Origin of the sequence: Pseudomonas sp. PDM30 (genome assembly GCF_019218985.1) — a bacterium.
Classification (GTDB): Bacteria; Pseudomonadota; Gammaproteobacteria; order Pseudomonadales; family Pseudomonadaceae; genus Aquipseudomonas; species Aquipseudomonas jessenii.
Genome location: NZ_JAHUWM010000001.1, coordinates 451,799 through 468,050 on the forward strand (window position 1 = coordinate 451,799; position 16,252 = coordinate 468,050).

The following is a 16,252-nucleotide window of genomic DNA, read 5'->3' on the forward strand; positions in this document are numbered from 1 at the left end:
GCGGTTAGCTCAACCTTGCTTGGTAACTTGGTAACTTGGTAACTTGGTAATGAGGTTTTCTAGGTGGATTTGATATGGACGTAGTTGACTCAGCAACTCGATCCAGAATGATGTCCGGCATTCGCGGAAAGAATACTGCCCCGGAAATGCTGGTCAGAAGGTTCCTGCATGCTCGTGGTTATCGGTTCCGAATCCATAGGAAAGATCTTCCTGGAAAGCCAGACCTTGTACTTCCTCGTCTGAAAGTCTGCATTTTTGTCCATGGTTGCTTCTGGCATCGCCATCCGGGTTGCGTCTACGCAACTACTCCAAAAACACGCCATGAATTCTGGAAGGAAAAATTTCAGAAGAATGTCATCAGAGATTTAGCCAATATCGACGCTCTTGAATCTGCCGGCTGGCATGTTCTGATAGTTTGGGAATGCCGTCTTAAGAACGATCCCGATACTTTGGAGGGACTGGTGGAGGAATTGCGCGTTATCGCCTTGGACCAATGAGCATGCTGATGGCGTAGGCAGAGGTCGCTGGGTAAGCTCTAGAAGCATTGCTTGCTCTGTAGCAAGGAGTTGGCTCTTCCTTGAGCCGATACAATTAACCCTTGGGAGGAAACGGGTCATCTCCGTAGGTATTGCGCTCTCTAATTTGCCCATTCTGTCCGTGAATGAACATTTCGCTTCCTTGGTTTTTTGCGATCTCGCGCGCGAGCTGAATAGCTTCTGCTTGCGTGGTCACAACCTTTGTTGCCTTTGAGTTGCCTGCGCCTTTGACGGCCCAGTCGTCTCCATGTGGAACTACATGCTGATTTTTCTTGGACATGATCAAGAACCTCTCAATATGGATGTTTGAGCATTGGCAAATTTGCCTAGCTTGCTGATTTACAATGGAAACAAAATTTCGTAAGAAACCCATTCTCCGACGATCAGCCGTTGACACCGCTCAAAGGTGGTCCATAATCACGCCCCGCATTTCCCAAATGCTTTCGTGATTGTGGGTTTTCCCGATTGCGGCCCGTACGAGTGGGCTTTGTTCACTAGTACGGTCAAGACCCACAGCACCCGCTCCAACGGTTGCTGTGGGTTTCTTGTTTTTGCCTCCTCATCTTTTTGCAATCTCTCGAAAGCAGACGCCTAGGCTATTCGTAGCTACTTCTGTGGGAAATGCTCAGTGGTTGGCAGTTATGCACCAGAAACACCGAACAGAAGCCGCTAATCTCAATGACTGCGACTTCGTTCTGACTTACTTTAAGTTCAGAAAAGTACGATGGGCCAACAATCGCCTCGATACTTCAGGCTGTGCACTCAGAAATCAATCCCAGCTCAAAGCCCCACCAGTCTGATACTCAATAACCCGAGTCTCAAAGAAGTTCTTCTCTTTCTTCAAGTCCATGATCTCGCTCATCCAAGGGAACGGGTTAGTGGTCCCTGGGTACTCTTCCTTCAAGCCAATCTGGCTCAAACGACGGTTAGCGATGAACTTGAGGTAGTCCTCCATCATCGCCGCGTTCATGCCCAACACACCGCGAGGCATGGTGTCACGTGCGTATTCGATCTCCAGCTGAGTACCTTGCAGAATCATCTGCGAAGCTTCTTCCTTCATTTCAGCATCCCACAAATGTGGGTTTTCGATTTTGATCTGGTTGATCACGTCGATGCCGAAGTTCAGGTGCATGGATTCGTCGCGCAGGATGTACTGGAACTGCTCGGCGACGCCGGTCATTTTGTTGCGGCGGCCCATGGAGAGAATCTGGGTGAAGCCGCAGTAGAAGAAGATGCCTTCCAGAACGCAGTAGTAGGCGATCAGGTTGCGCAGCAGTTCTTTGTCGGTTTCGACGGTGCCGGTTTCGAACTTCGGATCGGAGATCGAGCGGGTGTATTTCAGGCCCCAGGTGGCTTTTTTCGCGACCGATGGGATCTCGTGGTACATGTTGAAGATTTCGCCTTCATCCATGGCCAGCGATTCGATGCAGTACTGGTAGGCGTGGGTGTGGATCGCTTCTTCGAAAGCCTGGCGCAGGATGTACTGGCGGCATTCCGGGTTGGTGATCAAACGGTACACGGCCAGGACCAGGTTGTTGGCAACCAGGGAGTCGGCGGTGGAGAAGAAGCCGAGGTTGCGCATCACGATGCGGCGCTCGTCGTCGGTCAGGCCTTCCGGGTTTTTCCAGAGGGCGATGTCGGCGGTCATGTTGACTTCTTGCGGCATCCAGTGGTTTGCGCAGCCGTCCAGGTATTTCTGCCAGGCCCAGTCGTACTTGAAGGGTACGAGTTGGTTGAGGTCGGCGCGGCAGTTGATCATGCGCTTTTCGTCAACGGCGACACGGGCGGAGGCGCCTTCGAGTTCGGCGAGGCCTTCGGCGACGTCGAGGGAATCCAGGGCCGCTTTGGCGCGGGCAACGGCGGCGGAGTCAGTGGCGGTCACGGCACGGGCTTCCAGGGCGGCGGCACCGCCGGCGCTGTCGAGACGGTCCATGTTGGCTTCGGTGGCGTGGCCAGCGTTTGCGCTCTTGACTGCTACTTCCGTGTCTTCTTTGTCGAATTCGTCCCAGCTCAGCATGACGTGTCGTCTCCTGCGTGAGGGCCAGTGTGCCCGTGTGAAATTGGATAGGTCGGTTTTCACACGGCCTTACTGGCCGCGTTGGATCTAAAGGAATCGTTTTTTGCGGCAGCTATACGCAGGCATCAAACAGAATTTTGTACGGGGTTCCGAGAGCCACTGATGGGCGCAGCAAGCGTTGATCGCTTGTGCGGGGCTTCAGACTGGCTTTTCGTCCCTGTAAGGGAATATTGCAGGCCCGTTTAAGGCCGCATTATAGGGAAGTTTTGCGTGCTGTGGTGCGGCGAAATGGCTCACGGAACGGTCGACGGGGGCCGTTTTTCGGTCGGAGTGAGGGTTTACAGGGCTTTGAACGATGTTGGCGGGGGAAGATTTTTTTTCTTAATTTTTTGCCTCGGATTATTTTTGTTCAAGAAATGACCAAAAAAGGCTTTTTTCACTACATCTTGTGTTTCGGTGGGGTTTTCTCAGGCTCCAGACACAACTAAGCCCGACCGAAGTCGGGCTGTGAAGTCACGTAGGCGGATCAGCTCAGGCGAGCGGCACCGACGTGATCGGCGCCATCGGCGGCGAGGCGGGCGGCGCCGGTGTGGTCAGAGCCGTCGGAAGCCAATTTGCCTGCGCCAACGTGATCGGCACCATCGGCAGCGAGGCGAGCGGCGCCGGTGTGGTCGGAACCGTCGGAAGCGACAGCCGCTTCACTGGTGTAAACGGCAGAGCCGGTGCGGTCGTAACCATCGGCGGCGAAGGTGTTGGCTGCCAGGACGGAGAGGGTCAGGGCGAGGATCAGTTGGGTTTTCATGGTTGTTGCTCCAGATTCGTGGGTGTTGTTTGTCTTGGGTTGCAGTTGATTCTACGCCTGCTATTTCGATTAAAAAGTGCAAATAAATGCTTAAAATAATCGAATTAATCGATCGTTAAGGTTTGGCGCTTCATCTGCCTGATCGCGGCGGGTGGGTCGAACCTTTAGGGGGGGAGGGGTGAAGCAGGGGATCAGCCGTTGGAGCAGCCATTGCCCATCATGCTGTAGCGCAGGATATGTCGTTGGCCGCGGGAGTCTTCGTATTCCATTTTCATCGGCACAACTTCACACACGTTCGGGGCTTCGCTCATGGAGATCACTTTGGCGATGTCCAGGTGGGTGGAGTAGGTGTATTCCTCTATTGCTGGTTGTTGCTGTGCGACATCAGTCGGGACCTCGTTTGCCATGGCGGTTGCGCACAGACTGCTGAGGGCCAGAACCAATAAAGCTTTCATTTGAAATTTACCTTTTAGAGGTCGAAAGGGGGCACGCAATCTTTTTGGGATTGCGTGTGGAGCTTCGGTATCAGGGGTTTGATTAACTGCCTTCGTGGGGGCTGCAACTTGGTTAATCAGGTTGCCTTGTTGGCGTGGCTGATTTTAGGCGTCGACGCTTCGTCCATATAGGCGTGGTTTTGATAAACACTTTTGACAGATCCTGTAACAATCCCTGAATAACCTCTTCTTTTGTAGGCGCGAATTTGCACTGCGGGGTGTCAGATTGGGTGCGTTATCGTTGACGACCATCGCGAGCAAGCTCGCTCCCACAGGTACCGCGGCGGTAGTGGGGTTGACGGTTTTTCACGACATTTTGTAGGGACTTGTTACTACCATCGTCGAATGGTTCTATAGCCCCGGCCCGGCTAAAACAGGGTCATACAAAAACAACTATTCCACCGAGGTAAGAAAGATGAGTGCGGCTTCCCTGTATCCCGTTCGTCCCGAGGTTCTGGCTAACACGCTGACCGACGAGGCGACCTACAAGGCGATGTACCAGCAGTCGGTCGTCAACCCCGACGGCTTCTGGCGCGAGCAAGCCAAGCGCCTTGACTGGATCAAGCCTTTCACCACGGTGAAGCAGACTTCCTTCGACGATCACCATGTCGACATCAAATGGTTCGCCGACGGTACCCTGAACGTTTCCTACAACTGCCTGGACCGTCATCTGGCCGAGCGCGGCGATCAGGTCGCGATCATCTGGGAGGGCGATGACCCTGCCGAAAGCCGCAACATCACTTATCGCGAACTGCACGAGCAAGTGTGCAAGTTCGCCAACGCCCTGCGTGGTCAGGACGTGCACCGCGGCGACGTGGTGACTATCTATATGCCGATGATCCCCGAAGCCGTGGTCGCCATGCTGGCTTGTACCCGGATCGGCGCGATTCACTCGGTGGTGTTCGGCGGCTTCTCCCCGGAGGCCCTGGCCGGTCGCATCATCGACTGCAAATCCAAAGTGGTTATCACCGCCGACGAAGGCATTCGTGCCGGCAAGAAGATCCCGCTCAAGGCTAACGTCGACGACGCGCTGACCAACCCGGAAACCAGCAGCATCCAGAAAGTCATCGTGTGCAAGCGCACCGGTGGCGACATCAAGTGGAACCAGCATCGCGACATCTGGTTCGAGGACCTGATGAAAGTGGCCGGCACCGTGTGTGCGCCGAAAGAAATGGGCGCCGAAGAAGCGCTGTTCATCCTTTACACCTCCGGCTCCACTGGCAAGCCGAAGGGCGTGCAGCACACCACCGGCGGCTACCTGTTGTACGCAGCCATGACCCACGAGCGCGTGTTCGACTACCGCCCGGGTGAAATCTACTGGTGCACCGCCGACGTCGGCTGGGTCACCGGCCACAGTTACATCGTCTACGGCCCGCTGGCCAATGGCGCGACCACGCTGCTGTTCGAAGGCGTGCCGAACTACCCGGACATCACCCGGGTGGCGAAGATCGTCGACAAGCACAAGGTCAATATCCTCTACACCGCACCGACCGCGATCCGCGCCATGATGGCCTCCGGCACCGCCGCCGTTGAAGGCGCCGATGGCAGCAGCCTGCGCCTGTTGGGTTCGGTGGGCGAGCCGATCAACCCGGAAGCCTGGGATTGGTACTACAAGAACGTCGGCAAGTCCCGTTGCCCGATCGTCGACACCTGGTGGCAGACCGAAACCGGCGGCAACATGATGAGCCCCCTGCCGGGCGCTCATGCGCTCAAGCCAGGCTCTGCGGCGCGTCCGTTCTTCGGCGTGGTGCCGGCCCTGGTGGACAACCTGGGCAACATCGTCGAAGGCGAGGCCGAGGGCAACCTGGTGATTCTCGATTCGTGGCCAGGCCAGGCGCGTACGCTGTTTGGCGACCATGACCGCTTCGTCGACACTTACTTCAAGACCTTCCGTGGCATGTACTTCACCGGTGACGGCGCCCGTCGCGATGCCGATGGTTACTACTGGATCACCGGTCGGGTGGACGACGTGCTCAACGTGTCCGGCCACCGCATGGGCACCGCCGAGATCGAAAGCGCGATGGTTGCGCACCCGAAAGTCGCCGAAGCGGCGGTGGTCGGTGTGCCGCATGACATCAAGGGGCAGGGCATTTATGTCTACGTCACCCTTAAGAACGGTGAAGAGCCGAACGAGCAGTTGCGCCTGGAACTGAAAAACTGGGTGCGCAAGGAGATCGGCCCGATTGCTTCACCGGATGTGATCCAGTGGGCGCCGGGGCTGCCGAAGACCCGTTCGGGCAAGATCATGCGCCGGATTCTGCGCAAGATTGCCACGGCTGAATATGATGGGTTGGGTGATATTTCCACCCTGGCTGATCCGAGTGTGGTGCAGCATTTGATTGATACCCACAAGACCATGAATGTCGCGTAAGCGGCGGTTCTGAGTCACTTAAACGCCCTGTCAGGTGTTGAGCCTGGCGGGGCTTTTTTGTGCCTGGGTTTTTGTGTTGGTTGGGCTGGCCTCATCGCGAGCAAGCTCGCTCCCACAGGGGATCTGTGGTGAATGCGATATTTGCGTTCGACACAAAACCATTGTGGGAGCGGGCTTGCTCGCGATAGCGGTTTAGCAGGCGCTACAGCAACATCTACCAATAATTATCGGGATAATCTGTCGGCATTTTCCTACTGTTACCTGCGTTCTTTCAGGTTACTGAATGTGTAACCGCATCGCGCCAATACGGGGCATTGGGAAACGCCGGTGCTTAAATTCGGGCCTGAAATGCGCCTCAAAAAAATAAGCCGCTACACTGCGCTTGCCGGATTAGAAGGGTTTGCCAATAATAGGCCCGCAATTTGCAACGTAGATCGGTTCACTATCTTTTGCTCTTGCATGATTTTGCAGGGCTGTCAACGTGCTAAAACGGCTTTCTCGGTGCTTCTGTAATTAGTTGTCGCATTGAAGAAATATCGGCCTCGGGCCTGTCGTTAGAATGCCGATCACTCGCTCGTCGTTGCTCGTGTTGAATTTCAACACCCGCTTCCCAGGACGCAGCACTGCTTTCTGGTTCCACTCATTCGCATATTGGGCTGTCGCTCACTCTGCCGTTTTTGCCCTTTACCGATGGAGTCCCAAGATGAAGAAACTCGTGCTGCTTGGCGCCCTGGCACTGTCCGTGCTGTCCTTGCCAACCTTCGCCGATGAAAAACCTCTGAAAATCGGTATCGAGGCGGCTTACCCTCCGTTCGCGTCCAAGGCGCCGGATGGCAGCATCGTTGGTTTCGACTACGACATCGGCAACGCGCTGTGCGAAGAAATGAAGATCAAGTGCGTGTGGGTCGAGCAAGAGTTCGACGGCCTGATCCCTGCGCTTAAAGTGCGCAAGATCGACGCGATCCTGTCGTCCATGTCGATCACTGAAGATCGCAAGAAGTCCGTGGACTTCACCAACAAGTACTACAACACCCCGGCTCGCCTGGTCATGAAGGCCGGCACTCAGGTCAGCGAAGGCCTGACCGAGCTCAAGGGCAAGAACATCGGCGTGCAGCGTGGTTCGATCCACGAGCGTTTCGCCCGCGAAGTCCTGGCCCCGCTGGGTGCCGAGATCAAGCCTTACGGTTCGCAGAACGAAATTTACCTCGACGTGGCCGCCGGCCGCCTCGACGGCACCGTGGCAGACGCTACGCTTTTGGATGACGGCTTCCTGAAAACCGATGCCGGTAAAGGCTTCGCCTTCGTCGGCCCTGCGTTCACCGACGTCAAATACTTCGGCGACGGCGTAGGTATCGCGGTGCGCAAAGGCGACAAGGAAGATCTGGACAAGCTCAACAACGCCATCGCAGCCATTCGTGCGAACGGCAAGTACAAGCAAATCCAGGACAAGTACTTCGCCTTCGATATCTACGGCAAGTAATACGTCCCAGCGACAAGTCCGAAATGGCGCAAGCAACAGGATCTCTGAGGTTTGCGCCATTTTTTCATCCCAACTTTCGAGGACCTGAATCATGTTGAAAGGCTACGGGGCTGTCATCCTCGATGGCGCTTGGCTGACGCTTCAGCTCGCCTTGTCGTCCATGGCCATGGCCATCGTTCTGGGCCTGATCGGCGTGGCACTGCGTCTGTCGCCGGTGCGCTGGCTGGCCTGGCTGGGCGACCTGTATTCCACGGTGATCCGCGGTATTCCCGACCTGGTGCTGATCCTGCTGATTTTCTACGGCGGCCAGGACCTGCTCAACCGCGTCGCACCGCTGCTCGGCTTTGACGAGTACATCGACCTGAACCCGTTGGCGGCCGGTATCGGCACCCTGGGCTTCATCTTCGGCGCGTACCTGTCGGAAACCTTCCGTGGCGCCTTCATGGCGATCCCCAAGGGTCAGGCCGAAGCCGGCATGGCCTACGGCATGAGCAGTTTTCAGGTGTTCTTCCGGGTGTTGGTACCACAGATGATTCGCCTGGCGATTCCGGGTTTCACCAACAACTGGCTGGTATTGACCAAGGCTACCGCGCTGATTTCGGTGGTGGGTCTGCAAGACATGATGTTCAAGGCCAAGCAGGCGGCCGATGCCACCCGCGAGCCTTTCACCTTCTTCCTCGCAGTAGCCGCGATGTACCTGGTGATCACCAGTGTGTCGTTGCTGGCATTGCGTCACCTTGAGAAGCGCTACTCGGTAGGCGTAAGGGCGGCTGATCTATGATCTTCGACTACAACGTCATTTGGGAGGCCATGCCGCTGTACCTTGGCGGCCTGGTGACCACCCTCAAACTGCTCGCGCTGTCGTTGTTCTTCGGCTTGCTGTGCGCCTTGCCGCTGGGCCTGATGCGCGTCTCGAAGAACTCGGTCGTCAACATGTCGGCCTGGCTCTACACCTACGTGATCCGCGGCACGCCGATGCTGGTGCAGCTGTTCTTGATCTACTACGGTCTGGCGCAGTTCGAAGCCGTGCGGGAAAGTTTCCTCTGGCCCTGGCTGTCCAGCGCAACGTTCTGTGCGTGCCTAGCCTTCGCGATCAACACCAGCGCCTACACCGCCGAAATCATCGCCGGCAGCCTGCGCGCCACGCCGAACGGCGAGATCGAAGCGGCCAAGGCCATGGGCATGTCGCGGGTCAAGATGTACAAGCGCATCCTGCTGCCGTCGGCCTTGCGTCGCGCGCTGCCGCAGTACAGCAACGAAGTGATCATGATGCTGCAGACCACCAGTCTGGCGTCCATCGTGACCCTGATCGACATCACCGGTGCCGCGCGCACGGTCAACGCCCAGTTCTACCTGCCGTTCGAGGCGTACATCACCGCTGGCGTGTTCTACCTGTGCCTGACCTTCATCCTGGTGAAGCTGTTCAAGATGGCCGAGCGCCGCTGGCTGGGCTACCTGGCCCCGCGCAAGCACTGATACCACTGACTGACTGTTTTTGTGAGAACCGACAGCATGTACAAACTTGAAGTCCAAGACCTGCATAAACGCTATGGCAGTCACGAAGTGCTCAAGGGCGTGTCCCTGAAAGCGGCAGCCGGCGATGTGATCAGCATCATCGGTTCCAGTGGCTCCGGCAAAAGTACTTTCCTGCGTTGCATCAACCTGCTGGAGCAGCCGCACGCGGGCAGGATTCTGCTCAACAACGAAGAGCTGAAGCTGGTGGCGAACAAGGACGGCGCGCTGAAGGCCGCCGACCCGAAACAGCTGCAACGCATGCGTTCGCGCCTGTCGATGGTGTTCCAGCATTTCAACCTGTGGTCGCACATGACCGCGCTGGAAAACATCATGGAAGCGCCGGTGCATGTGCTTGGCGTGTCCAAGGCTGAAGCGCGCGAGAAGGCCGAACACTACCTGAACAAGGTAGGCGTGGCCCATCGCAAGGATGCTTACCCTGGGCACATGTCCGGCGGCGAGCAGCAGCGTGTGGCGATTGCCCGTGCGCTGGCGATGGAACCTGAGGTGATGCTGTTCGACGAACCGACCTCGGCCCTCGACCCGGAGCTGGTCGGCGACGTGTTGAAAGTCATGCAGGCTCTGGCCCAGGAAGGCCGGACCATGGTCGTGGTGACCCACGAAATGGGCTTTGCCCGTGAAGTGTCGAACCAGCTGGTGTTCCTGCACAAAGGTGTGGTTGAAGAAAGCGGTAACCCGCGCGAAGTGCTGGTGAACCCGCAATCCGAGCGTCTGCAGCAATTCCTGTCGGGTAGCCTGAAGTAATCGCTCCCGTTACGCACCAAATTAGGCCATGCTGCGCAGCGCGCGCCAGATGGTCTAATTTGGTTGCAGCCGCTTTTGGCTTCTAACACTGTTTTCGTTTCGGATTGCCCACCATGACTGCCCATCGAATTGGTTTCCTGATTTGGCCCAGCACTAAAGCACTGACGCTTGCGCTGGCTGAGGAGGCCTTGCGTGTTGCCCAGCGTGTGCATCCGGACGTGGTTTACGAGCTGTCGTTCCTGCAGGCCGAAGCGCCGAGCGAAAGCGCCTGGCAATTGCCGGGTGAGGCGTGGACCGGCAAGCTCGAAAACTTCCAGAAACTGTTCCTGCTCGCTGACGAGCCACCGACCGCACTGGCGCCGGCGCTCAGCAGTGCGCTCAAGCAACTGGTGCGTTCCGGTTGCGTGATCGGCGGTCTGTCGGCCGGTGTTTACCCGCTGGCGCAGTTGGGTTTGCTCGACGGTTATCGCGCGGCTGTGCATTGGCGCTGGCAGGACGATTTCGCCGAGCGCTTTCCGAAGGTCATCGCCACCAGTCACTTGTTCGACTGGGATCGCGATCGCCTGACCGCGTGCGGCGGGATGTCGGTGCTCGACTTGTTGCTGGCCGTGCTGGCCCGCGATCACGGTGCGGAACTGGCCGGTGCGGTATCCGAAGAACTGGTGGTCGAGCGCATCCGCGAGGGCGGCGAACGCCAGCGCATTCCGTTGCAGAACCGCCTGGGTTCCAGTCATCCGAAGCTCACACAAGCAGTGTTGCTCATGGAAGCCAACATCGAAGAACCGCTGACCACCGACGAAATCGCCCAGCACGTGTGCGTATCCCGTCGGCAGCTGGAGCGGATCTTCAAGCAATACCTCAACCGCGTGCCGAGCCAGTATTACCTGGAACTGCGCCTGAACAAGGCCCGGCAGATGTTGATGCAAACCAGCAAGTCGATCATCCAGATCGGCCTGTCCTGTGGCTTCTCCTCGGGGCCGCATTTCTCCAGCGCCTACCGCAATTTCTTCGGTGCCACGCCGCGGGAAGATCGCAACCAGCGGCGCAGCAGCAGCCCGTTCGAATTGTCATCGGTGCCGCCGGAGCGCGGCTGATCGGCACCTGATCCCTATCAGTCTTCCGGTTCGGACGCCTCGGACGTCGACACCTCCAATTCTGCCCGATCGATCACTTCCTGAATGCCGAAGTCGACACTGGTCAGCCTGAAATACTCGATCAGGATCTGCAGGCTGTCTTCGGAGAACGGATTGCCCCGCAAGTTGATGCTTTCGGCGACCTCCAGCGGCAGTTCGAGGAGGTCGGCGGGTATCCGGCTGATTGCGTTGTCGCTCAGGTCTACGGTTTCCAGGCTCTTGAGCTGCAACAGTCCAGCGGGTAATTCGGTGAGCCCGCAGTTGTCCAGTTGCAGGGTCGCCAGGTCCGCCATCTGGCTGATATCCGGAGCCAGCCCCAGCGGATTGTTCCTCAAGTCGATGAATTCAAGGCGGGCCATCTCGGCCAGGTTCAGGGCAGACTGCGGGGTCAGGGTGATGTTGCAGTCGAGGAGATTGAGCGATCTCAAATCGCTCATCCGGAAGATCGCCTCCGGGATATCGCCTAGCCTGAAGTCGTTGATAACGAGGGTCTTGAGTTTGGGGAAGCACTCCAGGAATCCGGTGACGCCTGTGGTCAGGCCACTCTCGCTACTCAGGTAAACCAGAGAAACATGGCTGAAGTCTGCGCTCAGTGTCGGCAAGTTACCGGTAATCCGTGTCTCCAGACTCAGGTCATAAGTAGTTGCTTGCAGTGATACGTCGAAGTCCTCCGGGTCGCTTTCCCGGCGCCAGCAGCGCAGTACGGACTCTCTGAATGCGTCCCGCGTCGAATGTTCGATCAGCAGTTGCTGGGCAGTGAACGGTTGATTGCTGTGGGGGTGGACGGCGGGAATATTGCCGGTCCAGGCCGACAGGTCGTTCTCCAAGGTGGTGAGTTCGACTTCCAGGCGGGTCAGTTCGACTCGACCCTCATCCAGGGTCCCGGGCAGTTTGTAGACGAATTTGCTGGCATCTTCCTGGTCCATCCAGGGGTACAGTGCCTGCGCGCGGTGGATATCTGTTTCTTCGGCAAAGATACCGAAGTCCTGACGGGTCTGCTGGAAGTGCTGTTTGAGGCGTTCGCGGGCTGCGTTTGAAAGCGGATTGTTGCCCAGGTCGAAACCCTCCTGGGTGCGTTGTTGCAGTGTGAACAATGCGCTGGGCAACTCTTTGATCTGGTTGTTATTGAGCAGGGCGGTGCGCAGGCGTGGGCGAGTCAATAATTCGCGCGGGAGTTCAGTAATGCCCGTCTGCGATAAGTCGATGTAATTCAAATCGGGCATGCTGCCGACATCGGGTGTCATGCCCAAGGGGTTCTTGTACAGGTCCATTGTGGTCAACCGATGCAGGCCCGCGAGCCCGACCTGGCTTTCGGGGCTGAGGGTGATCGCGCAATTGCTCAGAATGAGTTCTTCGAGTTGCAACGATGGAAGGGTGTCCGGTAAGTGGCCAAGGTTGAAATCGCGCAGTTTCAGGATGCGTAAACCGGTAAAGCTGCGCAGAAACTCATGCATGCCCCGCGTGGCGCTGCTGCCTTCCAGTGTAAGCATTGTGACGCCGCTGAAGTCGGTGCTCAGGGCTGGCAATTCGCCGATGATCGGTTGGAAGAAGTTGAAGTCGACTCTTTCAAGCGCGGTCTCGGGAAGGGTCCATTGCTGTCGCCAGCAGTCCATCAGGTCGATGGTGAACTGTCGACGGACCCGCTTTTGGGCAGCGAATTGCTCGGGAGTGACCCTGAGTTGTGTGTCTGGAATAAACAGCGGAATTTCGTCGCGCCAGGAAGAAAGCGTTTCCTGGAGCTGCGTGTGTTGAACCATAAGCCGATTCAGTTCTGCCCGCGGTCCGTTTGGGTGCTGTTGCAGGCGTTCGACGAAGGCGTCGAGCTCTTCGGCGGATAGATGGGGGAACAGTGTCTGAGCCCGAGCTTGCAAGGTAGGTGTGTTGCGTGGCATTTGACGATACCCGTCACCGCCACCGAGCAAGCGCATTACCTTTGGGTCGTAGGTGGGTTTGAGGTTGGGGTGTCGAGCCAGCAGCGAGCTTAATGCGTCACGGCTCAAGGCGTGATTGCGAATTAACTGTTTGAGTCGTTCACCTTCACCGATATGAAGGTTCAGGGCGGTGCGTTCACTGTCCGGCATGGCCTGTAATAGGCATGCGTAAAGCGAGTCCATGCCGCTGAGTTCTTCGCCGTCTTGATCGAACGCCTGATACTCGCCTTCTACTCTGAGCACCAGCACTTTACGCAGGGGCGCGTCGGCACTGCCAACGCTGTCGATCAGGAGGCCTTCATGGGCGTACTGGCGGGTTTCCAGTCGTAGCTGTCCCGTCCAGCCTGGCAGTTTTTCCAGGGTGTGCAAGGCCAGCCGGTCGGTGTCGAGGTTGTTCTCGGTCGATGGCAAATCAAGCCCCTCGTAGGCGCGTGTCACTCGTACTTGTAATCTGGCCTCCTGGCTCAGCTCGACCAGGCGAGGGGAAATGGTTGGTTTTTTCAGCTGTTGCAGTTCCTGTTCGTTTGCTGTGTTCACAATCGCTTCTGCAACGCTGCTTGGTAGTCCGGGCTCAGCATCCATGACTGCTTGTATGGGGCCTTGAGCGCCACGTTCGAGTCTGCGATAACGCTGATCGAACAGGCCTTGCCGTTTCTGTTCGGCAAGCCGCGCGAGTATCTTGCGCAACCGTTGCGCCCGGTTTTCCAGGCCAGGGGAGGGGTGACCGAATTCTTCGCCCATCAGCGTTCTGGCTTCGCTGTCCGACAGGGTCAGGAGAAAGGTTTTCAGCAGGTCGCCGTCGGTGAGGCGGGTGGCGTCGATTTCCACCACGGGTACATCGGGCGCCGGGCTTTGCCAAAGGGTTTGCGCATTTTCTTCGATCAGTCGCAGGCCTTTGTTTGCCGGCCAGTAACCGTTTTCATTGAGCAGTTCCAGCTGCGTCACGGGATCCGCCTTGAGGAAGTGCTCCGGCTGGTCGCTGCCGATCTGATCAATAAAGGTTTGTATGTCCTGATCGATCCTGAAGCGTTTGAGTGTGTCGGCCAGTAACGGCGGCACCTGCCCGGCATGCACGTGTATCTTGCGCAGGGTATCTTCGTGGCTGCCGCTGATGCTGAGGATGCGCTCGCGGGTGCTGGCCGAAAATCGCTGCATGTCCGGGCCGATACGGTGCAGCACGGTGGCCTGGTCCCAGCTCAACGGCTGGTCGAGTTCGGTTTGCCAGGCGCCGGTGCCGTTGTGCCGCAGTTGTGGTTTGTAGGCGTCAGGGCGGGAGGGGTGGTCGATGCGGTACTCGCCGATGACGGAGTCCTCGCTGACGGCGTAGTTTTTGCCTTCCAGGGGTAACAGGGTTTTACCTTGATGCCTGTGCAGTCCGAGTGAATCCGGTTTTGAGTCTGCCGGGAGTGTGGCGGGGTGCTCGTAGGCGGTCAGGTCGGGTTTCCAATAGCGGGTTTCGCCATTGGGCCGCTTCACCGAATTGAAACGGTCGATGAACTGCACAATTTCCTTGGGCAGGATCGCGCGAAATTCTCCCGCCGCGATCACGCCACCCACCGCAAAGGTGCCCAGTTGTACGGCGGATTCAACAACGCCCATGAAATGCTCGAAGGCCTCGGTGGTGTGGCCCTCGGCCCAGTCAACAATGCTTTCGAAGGTTTCGTCGAGCAACTGGTAGGCCATGTAGGCCAGCATCAACTCGCCAAGGAAGGGTACGAACGGCAGGGCAATAAAGGCCGCGATGTTCAGCAGGGTCGAAGCTATTTCCGTAAAGGAGTCCCATAACGCCCAGCGGGCTCTCTGGTCGACTGTTGCGGTGGACACGGCGATCACTCGCGCATCGTTGAGGATCTTGTTGAGCTTGCTCTGATAGAGGTGGGTCAAGAGATCGTCTTTCACCGGTGTGGCCGCAATGTGCAAGTCGGGACGTTGGTTGGGGCGCTCTCGCCAGGTCGGGTGCGGATCGCCCGGTGGAACAGGCTGCCAGGTTAAAGGTGATAGCTCGTTGTTCAACTGCGCGAAAAAGTGCCCACGATCCTCATGATTGATGAATCGACTGAAAAACTGTTGGTATTCGGGGGCACGCAAGCGCTGACCAAGTTCCTCGGCGAATGCGGCGGTTGAACTGTATTCCTTGATCGGGTGTTCGGGGTCGTCAGGAATGTAGGCCACCACTCTGACCACTTCTGTTGCGCGCTCCAGATCCGGTGCAAACAAAACGATGCCGGTCAGGCGAGCGTTCATGATTGTCAGTTCATGGTAGCCCCAGGGCAGACCATGCAAACGTAAAGAAGGCAGGTTGTCGAGCAAGCCAAGAGTCAGTCGGTGGACGTCACTGCCCAGCAATTTTTGCATCTGCGCCATGTGCAGGGCAGCGGTGAGTGCGGTTTTCTGGCTGTCGTGAATTTTCGATTTCAGTATTGCCGCGGCCACGGGATTGCTGATGCCAAGGTTGTCGTCCAGATACTCTTTATAGCGCTGGCCAATGTCCAGTTCCCGGCAGAGGCTGGTAAAAGCCGTGATGGGCATCTTTTCCAGTATCTGCGGCAATGTATTGAATTGCCCGGTAGCAGAGGGGGGCGTGATGTAAGTCGAGGCGGGCTCGAAGGCGTCTGCTTTGGTTTCGGTGCTTTCAAAATTGTGCAGTGCGGCATCCAGCAGGGACACCGTCCAGGTGCGCGCAGCGCCGGATTTCAGCCGAAGCCATGGGATGTGAGCCGGGATGTAAAGGCGAAGGAACGTTTTACGAGCGTCCAGTTCCAGGCCGAATCGGGTCTTGAGCGCCGTTTCGAGAAGTGGTTCGGCGAAGTCGGCGGGGCTCTGCAGCTTTGCCATCATTTGATCAACCTGGTTCTGGCTGGTCACATGACGGGCAATGAGTTTGCCCAGTTCTGCATGCTGATGGGGTGGAGCGTCCTTGAGCCCGGCCGGAATGCCTGGCGCGCTGTTGCGCAGTGCCTCACGCCGTTGAGGCGTTGCTTGGCGGAGCCAGGAGGGGATCACGTTGCTCAAGTGCTGATAGTGAGGGTCTGGCCTGAAGGCGTCGCTAGCAATGTCGGTATGTTGGGTATTCATGCGGTTAAGGTGACCATCGAAGTGGGATGAGGCCCTTAGGAAACCGCGCGAACCCGGACGCTGTGCGGTACATATTTACCGCACTCGTGCCATTGCCATGAGTTACAACGCAGCAAGCCTGCCGCAAACGTCCGCC

12 protein-coding genes are annotated in these 16,252 nt (G+C 57.4%); 7 read left to right on the forward strand and 5 right to left on the reverse strand.

What is annotated here, in order from left to right; genetic code table 11:
- Nucleotides 1–74: 74 nt before the first annotated feature.
- Nucleotides 75–497, forward strand: a complete 423-nt coding sequence (locus tag KW840_RS02080) for a very short patch repair endonuclease (protein ID WP_218494332.1) — start codon at nt 75–77, stop codon at nt 495–497.
- A 94-nt stretch (nt 498–591) separates the two neighbouring features.
- Here the strand turns inward: KW840_RS02080 and KW840_RS02085 are convergent, their stop codons facing one another.
- From KW840_RS02085 to KW840_RS02100, 4 genes are all read right to left on the reverse strand, one after another.
- Nucleotides 592–816, reverse strand: a complete 225-nt coding sequence (locus KW840_RS02085; RefSeq protein WP_218494333.1) for a DUF2188 domain-containing protein — start codon at nt 814–816, stop codon at nt 592–594.
- 489 nt (nt 817–1,305) lie between these two features.
- Nucleotides 1,306–2,553: a ribonucleotide-diphosphate reductase subunit beta gene (locus KW840_RS02090; protein WP_057713602.1), complete on the reverse strand. Its 1,248-nt coding sequence runs from the start codon at nt 2,551–2,553 to the stop codon at nt 1,306–1,308.
- A 526-nt stretch (nt 2,554–3,079) separates the two neighbouring features.
- Entirely contained in the window at nt 3,080–3,355 is a 276-nt protein-coding gene (locus KW840_RS02095) for a hypothetical protein (RefSeq protein WP_218494334.1), read from the reverse strand.
- Between the two features lie 191 nt (nt 3,356–3,546).
- A complete protein-coding gene (locus KW840_RS02100; RefSeq protein ID WP_218494335.1) occupies nt 3,547–3,810 on the reverse strand; it encodes a DUF2790 domain-containing protein in 264 nt (87 codons plus the stop codon).
- Between the two features lie 454 nt (nt 3,811–4,264).
- On the opposite strand from KW840_RS02100, the gene acs reads away from it, so the two are divergent.
- The 6 genes from acs (at nt 4,265) to argR (ending at nt 11,071) form a co-directional block, all read left to right on the forward strand.
- Nucleotides 4,265–6,220: an acetate--CoA ligase gene (gene acs / locus KW840_RS02105; RefSeq protein WP_090457340.1), complete on the forward strand. Its 1,956-nt coding sequence runs from the start codon at nt 4,265–4,267 to the stop codon at nt 6,218–6,220.
- Nucleotides 6,221–6,923: 703 nt separating this feature from the next.
- Complete coding sequence (locus KW840_RS02110) at nt 6,924–7,700, forward strand: ABC transporter substrate-binding protein (protein WP_218494336.1); 777 nt, start codon at nt 6,924–6,926, stop codon at nt 7,698–7,700.
- Nucleotides 7,701–7,791: 91 nt separating this feature from the next.
- The gene (locus KW840_RS02115) at nt 7,792–8,481 is read left to right on the forward strand and encodes an ABC transporter permease (protein ID WP_015096506.1); all 690 of its coding nucleotides are present in this window, start codon (nt 7,792–7,794) and stop codon (nt 8,479–8,481) included.
- Nucleotides 8,478–9,176 (forward strand): ABC transporter permease, encoded by a 699-nt coding sequence (locus KW840_RS02120; RefSeq protein WP_056724135.1) that lies wholly within the window; start codon nt 8,478–8,480, stop codon nt 9,174–9,176. Before KW840_RS02115 ends, KW840_RS02120 begins: the two co-directional genes overlap by 4 nt.
- 36 nt (nt 9,177–9,212) lie before the next feature.
- The gene (locus KW840_RS02125) at nt 9,213–9,977 is read left to right on the forward strand and encodes an ABC transporter ATP-binding protein (protein ID WP_057713607.1); all 765 of its coding nucleotides are present in this window, start codon (nt 9,213–9,215) and stop codon (nt 9,975–9,977) included.
- A 113-nt stretch (nt 9,978–10,090) separates the two neighbouring features.
- Nucleotides 10,091–11,071: a transcriptional regulator ArgR gene (gene argR / locus KW840_RS02130; RefSeq protein ID WP_150812124.1), complete on the forward strand. Its 981-nt coding sequence runs from the start codon at nt 10,091–10,093 to the stop codon at nt 11,069–11,071.
- Between the two features lie 17 nt (nt 11,072–11,088).
- On the opposite strand, the gene KW840_RS02135 is transcribed toward argR, so the two are convergent.
- Entirely contained in the window at nt 11,089–16,116 is a 5,028-nt protein-coding gene (locus KW840_RS02135; protein WP_218494337.1) for a dermonecrotic toxin domain-containing protein, read from the reverse strand.
- Between the last annotated feature and the right edge of the window lie 136 nt (nt 16,117–16,252).